The organism is Kocuria arenosa, assembly GCF_042879215.1.
Lineage (GTDB): Bacteria > Actinomycetota > Actinomycetes > Actinomycetales > Micrococcaceae > Kocuria > Kocuria arenosa.
Genome location: NZ_JBHZTA010000001.1, coordinates 112,062 through 124,931, shown reverse-complemented (window position 1 = coordinate 124,931; position 12,870 = coordinate 112,062). Strand labels below are relative to the sequence as shown.

Sequence of the window (12,870 nt, the reverse complement as noted above, 5' to 3'; positions counted from 1 at the left end):
TTCCCTCCCGGGTCCACCCCGGGACGGTTGCCGCCCTCCCTCGGGGTGACCCTTGGAGGAAGAACGTGACACCACCCCCGATCCCCCGGCCGGCGCCGCCGTCCCTGTCCTACGAGCTGTATCCACCGCGCAGCGCGGCGAGCGCCGACACGCTGCTGCGGACCATCGAGGAGCTCGAGCCCACTCGGCCCGACCACGTCTCGGTGACGTACAGCGGGGACGAGCAGCGCCGGGACAGCTCGCTCGCCCTGCTCGACCACCTCCTGGCCCGCACGAGCCTGCGGCCCCTGGCGCACCTGACGTGCGTCGGCAGCACCCGGGCCGAGCTGGAGCAGACCGTGGCCGCGCTGGTCCGCCGCGGCGTCCGGGGCGTCCTGGCCCTGCGCGGGGACCGGGAGCCGGGGGCCGAGCCGGGCGAGCTCCGGTACGCCGGCGAGCTCGTGGAGCTCGTGCGGGAGGTCGAGCAGCGCCACACCGCGGCCCTGGCGGCCGGCCGGCTCGCCGTGGGCGTGGCCGCCTACCCGACCCGGCACCCGGAGTCGCCCTCGTTCCGGCACGACGTCGAGGTGCTGCTGGCCAAGCAGCGCTCCGGGGCGGACTTCGCGATCACGCAGGTCTACTTCCGCCCGCAGCGCTACGAGCGCCTCGTCGCGGCGGCGCGCGCGGCCGGGGTGACCATCCCGATCGTCCCGGGGATCATGCCGGTCTCCGACCCGCGGCGGCTGCGCACGCTGTGCCGGCTGGCCGGCCTGGCGCCCCACCCGGGCCTGGCCGCGGCGCTGGAGGACGCGCCCGGTCCCACCGAGCGGCACCGCGCCGGCGTGGCCTTCGCGGCGCGGCTGGCCCGCGCCGCCCTGGACGCCGGTGCCCCCGGAATCCACCTCTACACGTTCAACGAGCACCGGGCCGCGCTCGACCTGCTGGAGCACGTGGAGCTCCCGCGCGTCCCGCACGTGCCCGTCCCGCTCGACGACCTGCTGCTCCCCGCCTGAGCACGCACTGCCCCACCGTTCCGCACGACCTCTCGACCCCTTTTCAGGAGATCACCATGACCACTGTCCCGTTCCCCGCCGCCACCATCACCGGCTACCCCCGGATCGGCCGCCGCCGCGAGCTGAAGACGGCCCTCGAGGCCTACTGGGCCGGGCGCTCGAGCCGCGAGGAGCTCGAGTCGACGGCCGCCGACCTGCAGCTCGCGACCCACCGCCGGCTCGTGGAGCTGGGCCTCGGCGCCCAGGACTCGTCGCTGCCCGCGGCGTTCCCCCTCTACGACCAGGTGCTGGACACCACCGTGGCCCTCGGGGCGGTCCCGTCCCGCTTCGCCGACCTCGCCGACGCCGAGGGCCGGCTCGACCTCGACGCGAGCTTCGTGCTCGCCCGCGGTGACGCCGGGCGCGCTCCGCTCGAGCTGACCAAGTGGTTCGACACCAACTACCACTACCTCGTGCCCGAGATCGGCCCGGAGACCCCGTTCCGCGCCACCGCCGACCGGCTCGTGGCCGACGTCCGCCGCGCCGCCGCGCACGGCTTCACCGTCCGCCCGGTCCTCGTGGGCCCGGTGTCCTTCCTCCTCCTCGCCAAGGCCGACGACGACGCCCCCGCCGGCTTCGACCCGCTGCAGCGGCTCCCCGAGCTGCTGCCCGTGTACGCGCAGCTGCTGGGCGAGCTCGCCGCGGCCGGCGCGGACTGGGTGCAGCTGGAGGAGCCGGCCCTCGTGGCGGACCAGCACGTCCCCGCCGAGCAGCTCGCCGTGTCCGTGTGGGACGCCTACACGGCCCTGACCGCCGTGACGGCGCGCCCGCAGCTGTTCGTCACCACCTCCTACGGCTCCCCCGGGCCGCTGCTGCACCCCCTGGCCTGCTCCGGGGTGGAGGCCCTGCACCTCGACCTCGTCAGGGGCGCGGCCCCCACGCCCGAGGAGCTCGAGTTCTTCCAGGGCGAGGACTCCGCCGTGCTCGTGGCCGGCGCCGTGGACGGGCACAACGTGTGGCGGGCCGACCTCGCCGGCCGGCTCGACCAGCTCGGGGAGCTGGCCCGCGGGGGCGCCCAGGTGTCCGTGGCCTCCTCCACGTCCCTGTTCCACGTCCCGCACGACGTGGCCGAGGAGACCCGGCTGGACCCGCAGCTGCGGAGCTGGCTCGCGTTCGCCGACCAGAAGGTCGGCGAGATCGTCACCCTGGCCCGCGGTCTCGCCGCCGGGACGGAGTCGGTCGCGCAGGAGCTGGCCGACGCGGCCGAGGCCCGCCGCACCCGGCAGGACGCGGCGGGGGTCCGCGACGCGGCCGTCCGCGAGCGCTCCGGGTCGCTGACCGCCGCGGACATCGGGCGGACGGCGGCGGAGGTCCGCCGGGCCGCGCAGGAGGGCCGGTCCTTCACGGCGTCCGGACCGCTGCCCCCGCTGCCCACCACCACGATCGGCTCCTTCCCGCAGACCGCCGAGGTCCGTGCGGCCCGCGCCCGGCACCGCGCGGGCGCCCTCACGGACGCCGAGTACGACGCCTTCCTGCGGGAGGAGATCGAGCGGGTCGTGCGACTGCAGGAGGAGCTGGGCCTGGACGTGCTGGTGCACGGCGAGCCGGAGCGCAACGACATGGTCCAGTACTTCGCCGAGCACCTCGACGGCTTCGCGACCACCGTGCACGGCTGGGTGCAGTCCTACGGCTCCCGCTGCACCCGCCCGTCGATCCTGTGGGGCGACGTCAGCCGGGAGGGCGAGGGCCTGCGCGGCGAGGCGTTCACGGTGCCGTGGATCGGCCACGCCCAGTCCCTCACCGACCGGCCGGTCAAGGGCATGCTCACGGGCCCGGTGACGATCCTGGCGTGGTCCTTCGTGCGCGACGACCAGCCGCTCGGGGAGACGGCGAACCAGGTGGCGCTCGCGCTGCGCGACGAGGTCGCGGACCTCGAGGCCGCCGGGATCGGGATCATCCAGGTGGACGAGCCGGCGCTGCGGGAGCTCCTGCCGCTGCGCCGCGCGGAGCAGCCGGCCTACCTCGGCTGGTCGGTGGACGCGTTCCGCCTGGCCACCTCGGGGGTGCGGGACGAGACCCAGATCCACACCCACCTGTGCTACTCGGAGTTCGGCGAGGTGGTCGGGGCGATCGACGGCCTCGACGCCGACGTGACGAGCATCGAGGCCGCCCGGTCCCGGATGGAGGTGCTGACCGATCTCGAGGCCGCCGGCTTCTCCCGGGGCATCGGGCCCGGCGTGTGGGACATCCACTCCCCGCGCGTGCCCTCCCAGGAGGAGATCGAGCAGCTGCTCGAGCGGGCCCTCGAGCACGTCCCGGCGCGGACCCTGTGGGTCAACCCGGACTGCGGCCTGAAGACCCGCGGCTACGCGGAGACGACGGCGTCGCTGGAGCACCTCGTGGCGGCGGCCCGGACCGCGCGCGAGCGCGTGGCACAGCCCACCGGGCGGCCGCTGATCGTCCAGCACGGCACGCGCGGCTGACCCGGACCGCACCGACCGATCCGCGGGAGCCCGCACGACCACGCCTTGTCGTGGTCGTGCGGGCTCCCTCGGGTCAGGAGGCGACGGAGGACCCGGTGCGCCGGCCGGCGACGTCCTCCCGGCCGGTCCGCGCGGCCAGCAGGGCGAACGGGCCGCCGGCCGCGCGCAGCCGCCCCGGCGCGCCCCGCTCGACGACGCGGCCGCCCTCGAGCACCACCACCTGGTCGGCGTCCTCGACCGTGGAGAGCCGGTGGGCGATGGTCAGGGTCGTGCGGTCGGCGGCCAGCCGGTCGAGGGCCTCCTGGACCTGCGCCTCGGTGGTGTTGTCCAGCGCGCTGGTGGCCTCGTCGAGGACCAGCACGGGCGGGTTGCGCAGCACGGTCCGGGCGATGGCCAGGCGCTGCTGCTCCCCGCCGGAGAAGCGGTGGCCGCGGGCGCCGACCACGGTGTCCAGCCCCTCCGGCAGCCCGGCGACGGTGTCGGCGATGCGCGCGGTGCCCAGGGCGCGCCACAGTGCGGCGTCGGAGGCGTCCGGATCGGCGAGCAGGAGGTTCGCGCGCACCGTGGCGTGCACCAGGTAGGTCTCCTGGGAGACGACGCCCACGATCCGGGCGAGGTCCGCCGGATCGATCTCCCGCACGTCGACGCCGTCGATCGTCACCCGCCCCTGCGTGACGTCGTTGAGCCGCGGCAGCAGGGAGCCGAGGGTGCTCTTCCCCGAGCCGGTGGGCCCGACCACCGCCGTGGTGGTGCCCGCCGGCAGCACCAGGTCGAGGTCGCGCAGCACGTCGGCCCCGTCGTCGTAGGCGTAGCGCACGCCCTCGAACCGGACCTCCCCGCGCACGCCGGCCGGGTCCAGCCGGACGGGCGCGGCGGGCGGGACGAGCTGCGGCTCCAGGTCGAGGTACTCGAAGATCCTGCTGAAGAAGGCCAGCGCGGACACCCACTGCACGCCGATGTTCAGCAGGCCCATCACGGGCCGGAAGATGGCTCCCTGCAGGGCGGTGAAGGCCACCAGGGTGCCGATGGTCATCCCGCCGCTCGTGGCCGGGAAGCCGGCGGCCAGGTAGATCACGGCGGGGATCGCGGCGAAGACGATCTGCATGGTGGCCATCCGCCAGCGCCCGGCCAGCTGGCTGCGCAGCTCCAGGCCCACGAGCCGGTCGGAGCGCTCGGTGAAGCGGGACGCGTCCCGCGCGGTGGTGCCCAGGGTCTTGGCGAGCCGGACCCCCGAGACGGACAGGCCCTCCTCGACCTGGGTGTGGAGCGCGGCGAGCTCCCGCTGGCGCTCGTCGGTCACGTCCCGGCGGATCAGCGCCACGCGGCGGGAGAGCCAGACGGCCGGCGGCAGCACCAGCAGGGAGACGAGGCTCATCGCCGGGGACAGCGCCACCATGGCCACGGCCGTCGCCACGGCGGTGGTGAGGTTGGACGCCACGCCCGTGGCGGAGCTGGTGACCACGGACTGCATCCCGGCGATGTCGTGCGTGAGCCGCGACTGCACCTCCCCGCCCCGGGTCCGGGTGAAGAACCCCAGGGATTGGGCCTGCAGGTGGGTGAAGAGCTGCACGCGCAGCGCGTGCATGACCCGCTGCCCCATGGTGGTGGCCATCCAGGTCTGGACCACGCCGATCACGGCGGTCAGCGCCGCGACCCCCACCATCGAGGCGGTCAGCACCAGCAGCAGTCGGGTGTCGCCGTTCGGCAGGGCGTCGTCGATGACGCCGCGGACCAGGAACGGCTGGGCCAGGTTGACCACCGAGGACGCCGTGATGAGCACGACGACGAGCGCGATCGTGCCGCGGTGCGGGGCGAACAGCGCCGCGATCCGGCGCGGGCCGACGGGGTGCCGGGCGAGCTGCTTCCGGTCCGCGGGGTCGGGGCGGGCGGCGCGGGCCCCTCCTCCGCCGCCGCCGCCGCCGGCGCCGGCACCGGGCAGGACGCCGGGTCCGCCGGCCGGGGTGCCTCCGCCGTCGTGCGCCGGGGTGCGGACGCGTGCGGTGCGATAGGTCGTCGCCATGGGATCCTCCTCGGGAACTATCAAGGAGGTTACCTCTCTATGAGGTAGCCCGCAATGGGGATAGGATGGCGCCATGCCCTACGACGATCCCGATCCGGCCCGGCTGGGGGACCTCCTGCACGCCGTCTTCCGCCGGCTGCGCCGCCGCTGGGCGGAGCAGCTCGCCCCCTTCGGGCTGACCCCGCACCAGTTCCGGGCGCTCGACGCCCTCGCGGGGTGCCCGGGCGGGACAGGGCACCGGCACGGCCCCGCCGGGAACTGCCGCCACGGCGGCGGGTCCGGCAGCCTGCGCGTGAAGGACCTCGCCGACGCCCTGCGCATCGCCCCCCGGTCCGCCACGGAGGTGGTGGACCTGCTCGAGCGGAAGGGGCTCGTGGAGCGGGTGCCGGACCCCTCCGACCGGCGCGCCACGCTGGTGGCACTGACGCCCCGGGGCGCCGCCCTGCGCGAGCAGGTGCGGGAGGACCGGCGCCGGGAGTCCGACGAGTACTTCTCGCGGCTGGACCCGGCGGACCGGGTCGAGCTGGAGCGGCTGCTCCGCATGCTCACGACGGACGGCCCCGCGCCGGACTGAGTCCCGGCGGGACGTCCGCCGGGACTCAGTCCAGCTGCGCCGGCAGGTCCGGGAAGGCCTCCGCCACCCCGGCGTGCCGAATGCTGCCGGCGGCCGTGTTGAGCCCGGCCGCGAACTCCGGATCGGCGGCCAGGGCCCGCTCCGGGCCGCGGGCCAGGCGCCGCAGATAGGGCGTGGTGGCGTTGGCGAGGGCCCGGGTCGCGGTGCGCGGCACCGCTCCGGGCATGTTCGCCACGCAGTAGTGGGTGATGCCGTCCACCTCGAACGTCGGGTCGTCGTAGGTGGTCGGGTGGGAGGTCTCGAAGCACCCGCCCTGGTCGATGGCGACGTCCACGAGCAGGGCGTGGTCGTGCAGCACCCCGAGGTGCTCGCGGCGCACGAGCTTGGGCGCCGCCGCCCCCGGGACGAGCACCGCCCCGATCACCACGTCCGCCCCGGAGATCTCCTCCTCGAGCACGTGCTCGTCGCTCATCAGCACGCGGGCCCGGTGCCCGAGCAGGTCGGTGAGCTCGCGGATCCGCGCGCCGTTGGCGTCCAGCACCGTGACGTCGGCCATCAGGCCCGAGGCCATGAGGGCGGCCTGGGTGCTCACGGTCCCGCCGCCGACCACCACGACCTTGGCCGCGGCGACGCCGGGGACCCCGCCCATCAGCAGCCCGGGGCCGCCGGCGTTGGACTGCAGGTGGTGGGCGGCGGACTGGGCGGCGAGCCGGCCCGCGATCTCGGACATGGGCTGGAGCAGGGGCAGGATCCGGCCGGCGCGCACGGTCTCGAACGCCACGGCGGTGGTGCCCGCCCCGAGCAGCGCCTCGGTCAGCGGCCGGTCGGCGGCCAGGTGCAGGTAGGCGAAGAGCGTGAGGTCGGAGCGCAGGAATCCGTACTCCTCGGCCACCGGCTCCTTCACCTTGACCAGCAGCTCCGCCCGCTCCCACACGGTGGACCGGTCGACCACCTGTCCCCCCGCGGCGGTGTAGGCGTCGTCGTCGAACCCGGAGCCCTCCCCCGCGCCGGTCTCCACGAACACGTCGTGGCCGTCCCGCACGAGCTGGGTCACCCCGGCGGGCACGAGACCCACCCGCCGCTCGGCCGGCTTGATCTCTCTGGGAACTGCGACGCGCATGGTCTGTGCTCTCCTCTCGTGGCCGCGGGCCCCGGGCGGCACCGCGGCGTCATCGCCGCCGCGCGCGGCTCATGCCGCCACCGTACGCCCCCGGCGTATTGTTGACAATCTGCAATTCGCTTTCCATGATGAAGGATGACCACTTCGTTGCCGAACACCCAGCCCGCCGACCCGGTGGACCCCCGCCTCGCTGCGTGCTCCGCGACCCCGGACGTGCGCCCCGCGCTGTTCTCCCCCGCGGAGTACGACCGCCGCCTGCAGGCCGTGCGCCGGAAGATGGGTTACCAGGGCCTCAGCGCGCTGGTCGTGACGGATCCGGCGAACATCTTCTACCTCACCGGCTACGACGCCTGGTCCTTCTACACCCCACAGATGCTCTTCGTGCCGGACGAGGGGGACATGCTGCTCTTCCTGCGGGAGATGGACGCCAACGGCGCCTTCCGGACGTCGTGGCTGCCGTCCGACCAGATCGTCGGCTACCCGGAACGGTACGTGCACCGCCCACACCTGCACCCCTTCGACTGGGTCGCGTTCGCCCTGCGCCGGCGCGGCCGGATCGCCCCGGCCGCCCGCGGGTGCGTCGGTCTCGAGATGGACTCCCACTTCTTCTCCCCCAAGGGGTACCGATCACTGGTCAACGCGCTGCCGGAGTGGACGCTCGTCGACTCGTTCGAACTCGTGAACTGGGCGCGTGCCGTGAAGTCGGACGCCGAGATCCAGTACATGCGCACCGCGGCCCGGGTCACCACGGCGGCGATGCAGGCCGCGATCGACGCGATCGAACCCGGCGTGCCCCAGAACCGGGTGGCGGCCCAGATCGCCCGGGCCCAGGCCGAAGGAGTCGGCGACGCGTGGGGCGACTTCCCAGCGATCGTGCCCATGCTGCCGACGGGCGCCTCCGCCGACACCCCCCACCTGACGTGGTCCGACCGCGTCCTCCGGGAGGGCGACGCCGTGGTCGTGGAACTGGCCGGCGCGCACCGCCGCTACCACGTCCCTCTGGCCCGCACGGTGATGCTGGGCCCGCCCTCGGACGAGCTGCTGCGCCTGGAGGCGGCCGTGGCCGGGGGTCTGCAGGCCGTCCTCGACACCGTGGCCGAAGGTGTGCCGGTCCGGGAGCTGGCCAGCGCCTGGAACTGGTCACTGGCCGAGCACGGACTCGAGAAGCACAGCCGGCTCGGCTACTCCATCGGCATCGGCTACCCGCCCGACTGGGGTGAGCGCACCATCAGCATCCGCACCGAGGACGAGTCCGTGCTGGCCGAGAACATGACCTTCCACGTCATCTGCGGGATGTGGATGACCGGGTACGGATACGAGGTCTCCGAGTCCATCCGCGTCACGCGCACCGGGGTGGAGTCCTTCACCTCGTTCCCCCGAGCACTCATCAGGAAGTGAGAAACCCATGACGACGACCACCACTCCCCTCACCAGCGTCGAGAACCTCGCCGTCAAGCCCACCCGGGGGATCAGCGGGGACCCGGCCCAGGGCCTGCTGCCCCTGGCACGGCGTGCCGACGGACTCGTCGGCTCCGTCATCGACTCCTCCACCTCCCTGCTGGCCGCCCAGGCCCACGACATCGTCCGCTTCGCGATGGGCGCCCCCGCCGCCGAGGTGATCCCCACTGCCGAGTTCCGCCGCATCGCCGCCGAGGTGCTCGACGACTGTTCCTTCACCTACGGGGCCACCGAGGGCGAGCCCGGGCTGATCGAGACGGTCGTGGAGCACCACTCCACCACCCCGGAGCCGACCCGACCCGAGCGCCTCGTGATCACCTCCGGGGGCATGCAGGGCCTCGACCTGGCGTTCAAGCTGTTCGTGGACCCCGGAGACCTCGTGGTGGTCGAGAGTCCCACGTACACCAACGGCTCGGGCACCGCCCTCAGCTACGGCGCGGACATCCTCGAGGTCCCGGTGGACCGGGACGGCATGGACGTGGACGCCCTGGAGACCCTGGTGGCCGAGTCCGGCAGGATCCCGCGGGTCATCTACACCATCCCGAACTTCCAGAACCCCTCCGGCACCACCCTCAGCGAGGCCCGCAGGGTCCGCATCCTGGAGCTGGCCCACCGGTGGGGATCGGTGATCCTCGACGACGACCCGTACGGGGGCCTGCGCTTCGCCGGCCAGGATGTCCCCGGCTTCCGCGAGATCAGCCCGGACGATCCGCTCGTGTTCTCGGTGCGAACCTTCTCCAAGGTCCTCGCCCCCGGTCTGCGGGTGGGGTGGGTGGACGCGGACCCGAAGCTGCGCCGGCTCCTGATCGCCGGCAAGCAGGCCATGGACACCTGCACGAACGTGCCCGGCCAGCACATCGTGGAGCGCTTCTTACTCCAGGGCGGCTACGACGACCACCTGGCCGGTCTGCGCACCGAGTACCGCCGCCGCAAAGAGGCCATGGACGCCTCGATCGCCCGGCACCTGGGCCCCCGCGTGACCACCACGGATCCCGAGGGCGGCTTCTTCCTCTGGGTGACGCTGCAGGGCGAGGACGCCAGGGTCTCCACCTCGCGGCTGTTCGAGATCGCCCTCGCCGAGGGCGTCGCCTTCATCCCCGGCGCGGCGCTGTCCCCCTCGGGCCGGTTCGAGGACGCCTTCCGCCTCTGCTTCGCCTCGACCTCGCCGGAGCGCACGGAGGTGGGGCTGCAGCGTCTGGCGCGCGCCCTGGACACCGCCCGCGCGGAGCTCGACCGCTGAACGACGACGCGGGCACAGCCCGGTCCGGAGGAGTCATGCAGGCTGCGCAGGAGCTCGAGCACGCCGTTCTCGACCTCATCGACCCGGACGGGGTCGTGGCACTGACCCGCGCCCTGGTCGACGCCGGCGGGGAGAATCCCGGCGGAACCGAGGAGCACACCGTACAGGTCCTGGAACAGGCCGGCCGGGCCCGCGGATTCGAGGTCCGCACCGACCCGGCCGCCCCGGGCCGGCCGAACGTGGACGTGGAGCTGGTCCCCGGCGGGCCCGTCGGGACCGGGCCCGGTCTGCTCTTCCTCGGGCACTCCGACGTGGTGCCCGCCGGGCCCGGCTGGACCCGGGAGCCGTTCCGCTCCGTGGTGGAGGACGGTCGGGTGCACGGACGGGGGGCCACCGACATGAAGGGCGGGCTCGCGGCCGTGCTGGTGGCCATGGACGCCCTGCGCCGCTCAGGTGCGGAACTGCTCGGCCCCGTGCGGCTGGCCTGCACCGTGGACGAGGAGGACCTGGGCCTCGGGATCCGGCACCTGACGCGGCGGGGACTCGGCCGGGGCTTCCGCGGTTGCGTGGTCGCCGAGCCCACCGACCTCCAGACGGTGGTGGCGTGTCGTGGCGACGCCTACCTGGAGCTCGAGGTCACCGGGGTGCCGGCGCACTCCGGGCGGCCCGCGGACGGACGCAACGCCATCGACGCCGCGGCCCGGGTGCTCGAGCTCGTCCGCGCCGACCACGACCGCCGGCAGCAGGACCTCGATCCGCTGCTGGGCGCCGGCACCTGGAACGTCGGGCGGATCGAGGGCGGGCGCACCACCTCGATGGTCGCCCCGTCCTGCCGGGTGTGGCTCGACCGCCGGTTGATGCCCGACGAGGACCCGCACCGGCTCGCCGCGGACCTGGTGGCGGCCGTGGACGCGGCCGGCATCACGGGGGACGGCATCTCCGTGGACGTCGAGGTCACCATGGCCATGCCGGGGTTCCGCACGGACCTCGACCACCCCCTGGTCACCGCCGTGCACGGCGCCGTCGCCGACCTCGGCGGCCCCGCGTCGGTGGGCGGTTGGACCGCGGCCTGCGACGGCGGCTTCATCGCCCGGGACCACGGCGTGCCCACGGTGGTCATGGGCCCCGGCGGCCTCAACGACCAGGCCCACCAGATCGACGAGTCCGTGGGGGTGGACGAGCTGGTCCTCGCCGCGCGCGCCTACGCCCTCACCGCTCTGCGGCTCCTCGGCGCCTGACCGCAGGTCCCTCCGGCGTCCGGGGGACGACGACGTCGCCCGGACGCCCACGGCCGCCGCACCACGTCTCGAGATCCTGCAGAGGCCGTTCCGGGCTCCGGGACCGTCGTCCCGTGTCGATGGTGCGTCCGGTCCCGTGCCGGTGGTGGTCGCGGCCCGTGGACGGACACGGCAGAGACCCCCGCACCTCCGAGCGAGGTGCGGGGGTCTTCCGGCGGGAAGGTCAGGAACGGGCGCGGACGATGTCCTGCGGCCTCGTCTCCGGGATCTCGGTGCCGCGCAGGGACGCGCCGACCGTCTCCTTCATGGTGCGGACCGCGATGAGCCCGACGACGCAGGCTGCCATCATGTAGAACGCCGGGACCAGCGGGGTGCCGGTGGCCTCGATGAGCGCTTCGTTGGCGAGCGGGGCGGTGCCGCCGAAGACCGCGGTGGCGAGGTTGTAGGTGATCGCGAAGCCGGCGTAGCGCACGTGGGTGGGGAACATGGCCGGGAAGGTCGCGGAGATGGTGGCCAGCTGCGGGATGTAGAGCAGACCGAGCACCGCGAAGCCGATCAGGGCCCACCAGAACCCGTTGGCCATGATCGTGTACATGGGGATGGCCAGGACGAACAGTCCGATCAGCGAGAAGTACCACATGGGTTTGCGCCCCACCCGGTCGGACAGCGCCCCGGCGAAGGGGATGACGAGCATCATCGCGAACTGTGCGACGAACATGATGGTCAGCACGGTCCGGGAGTCCATGCCGGTCTGCCCCTCCAGGTAGGTCGGCATGTAGCTCAGCAGGGTGTAGTTCACCACGTTGAGCGCGATCACCAGACCCGTCATCGTGAGCATGGGCCGCCAGTACTGGGTGAGCAGGTCCTTGAGCGCCGTCCCGGCGGAGGACTCGGCGTGGCCGGCCTCCTCCAGCTCCAGGAAGACGGGCGAGTCCGCCAGCCTGGACCGGAGGTAGAGACCGACCAGACCCATGGGCCCGGCGAGCAGGAACGGAATGCGCCAACCCCACTCGTTCATGGCGTCGTTGCCCAGCACCACCTCGCCCGACAGGACGATGAGCGAGCCGAGGGCGAAGCCGCCCAGCGTGCCGAACTCCAGGAAGCTGCCGAGGAAGCCGCGCTTCTTGTCCGGGGCGTATTCGGCCATGAAGGTCGCGGCGCCGCCGTACTCGCCACCGGTGGAGAAGCCCTGCACGGCGCGGAGCAGGATCAGCAGGATCGGGGCCGCGATCCCGATGGTCTCGACCGAGGGGATCAGGCCGATGCAGAAGGTGGCGCCGGCCATGAGGATGATCGTGAGCGCGAGGATCCGCTTGCGGCCGAGGCGGTCCCCGAGCGGCCCCCAGAACAGGCCGCCCAGCGGCCGGACGAGGAACGAGAACGCGAAGGTGCTCAGCGCCAGGATGGTGCCGTACTGACCCGGGAAGAAGTTCTGGGTGATGTAGACGACCGACACGGCGTACACGCCGTAGTCGAACCACTCGGTGGCATTGCCGATGGCGGAGGCTGCGACGGCGCGGTTGACCGTCTTGGCGTCCGGTTCGGGCCGTCCTGTTGCCGGGTTGCGGGGCAGGTGGTCCTGTCGGGCGCCCGAATGGCCAGGATTGTGGTGTGAATTCATGGAACCCTCCAAGAGTGCGGACGGTGCACCGGCCGGTGCCCCGGTTGTGCTGGGCACTCCTCTGACGGAGCAGCCCGCGTGGATGATGGTCGACGGTTCGTCAGGTTTCGTGGTGCTTCCGGTGCACCGGGGTCACGGGCCGTCG

Annotated in this window: 9 protein-coding genes; 6 read left to right on the top strand and 3 right to left on the bottom strand. The window is 73.6% G+C overall.

What is annotated here, in order from left to right:
• Positions 1-65: 65 nt before the first annotated feature.
• Positions 66-992 (top strand): methylenetetrahydrofolate reductase, encoded by a 927-nt coding sequence (locus tag ACFYE3_RS00580; RefSeq protein WP_387605798.1) that lies wholly within the window; start codon positions 66-68, stop codon positions 990-992.
• Positions 993-1,048: 56 nt separating this feature from the next.
• On the top strand, positions 1,049-3,454 hold the full coding sequence (metE, locus tag ACFYE3_RS00575) for a 5-methyltetrahydropteroyltriglutamate--homocysteine S-methyltransferase (RefSeq protein WP_387605801.1): 2,406 nt from the start codon (positions 1,049-1,051) through the stop codon (positions 3,452-3,454).
• A 73-nt stretch (positions 3,455-3,527) separates the two neighbouring features.
• Here metE and ACFYE3_RS00570 read toward each other — a convergent pair whose 3' ends face one another.
• A complete protein-coding gene (locus tag ACFYE3_RS00570) occupies positions 3,528-5,474 on the bottom strand; it encodes an ABC transporter ATP-binding protein (RefSeq protein ID WP_387605804.1) in 1,947 nt (648 codons plus the stop codon).
• A 73-nt stretch (positions 5,475-5,547) separates the two neighbouring features.
• Here ACFYE3_RS00570 and ACFYE3_RS00565 point away from each other — a divergent pair, with 73 nt between their 5' ends.
• The gene (locus ACFYE3_RS00565; protein ID WP_387605807.1) at positions 5,548-6,048 is read left to right on the top strand and encodes a MarR family winged helix-turn-helix transcriptional regulator; all 501 of its coding nucleotides are present in this window, start codon (positions 5,548-5,550) and stop codon (positions 6,046-6,048) included.
• Positions 6,049-6,073: 25 nt separating this feature from the next.
• Here ACFYE3_RS00565 and ald read toward each other — a convergent pair whose 3' ends face one another.
• Positions 6,074-7,168, bottom strand: a complete 1,095-nt coding sequence (gene ald / locus ACFYE3_RS00560) for an alanine dehydrogenase (protein ID WP_387605809.1) — start codon at positions 7,166-7,168, stop codon at positions 6,074-6,076.
• 135 nt (positions 7,169-7,303) lie between these two features.
• Between ald and ACFYE3_RS00555 the strand changes: the two genes are divergently transcribed.
• The 3 genes from ACFYE3_RS00555 to ACFYE3_RS00545 are packed head-to-tail and all read left to right on the top strand — an operon-like array spanning position 7,304 to position 11,104.
• Positions 7,304-8,566, top strand: a complete 1,263-nt coding sequence (locus tag ACFYE3_RS00555; protein WP_387605812.1) for a M24 family metallopeptidase — start codon at positions 7,304-7,306, stop codon at positions 8,564-8,566.
• 7 nt (positions 8,567-8,573) lie between these two features.
• Positions 8,574-9,866, top strand: a complete 1,293-nt coding sequence (locus ACFYE3_RS00550) for an aminotransferase-like domain-containing protein (protein ID WP_387605814.1) — start codon at positions 8,574-8,576, stop codon at positions 9,864-9,866.
• A 35-nt stretch (positions 9,867-9,901) separates the two neighbouring features.
• On the top strand, positions 9,902-11,104 hold the full coding sequence (locus ACFYE3_RS00545) for a M20 family metallopeptidase (protein WP_387605816.1): 1,203 nt from the start codon (positions 9,902-9,904) through the stop codon (positions 11,102-11,104).
• Between the two features lie 223 nt (positions 11,105-11,327).
• On the opposite strand, the gene ACFYE3_RS00540 is transcribed toward ACFYE3_RS00545, so the two are convergent.
• Positions 11,328-12,725, bottom strand: a complete 1,398-nt coding sequence (locus tag ACFYE3_RS00540) for an MFS transporter (protein WP_387605819.1) — start codon at positions 12,723-12,725, stop codon at positions 11,328-11,330.
• Positions 12,726-12,870: the final 145 nt, after the last annotated feature.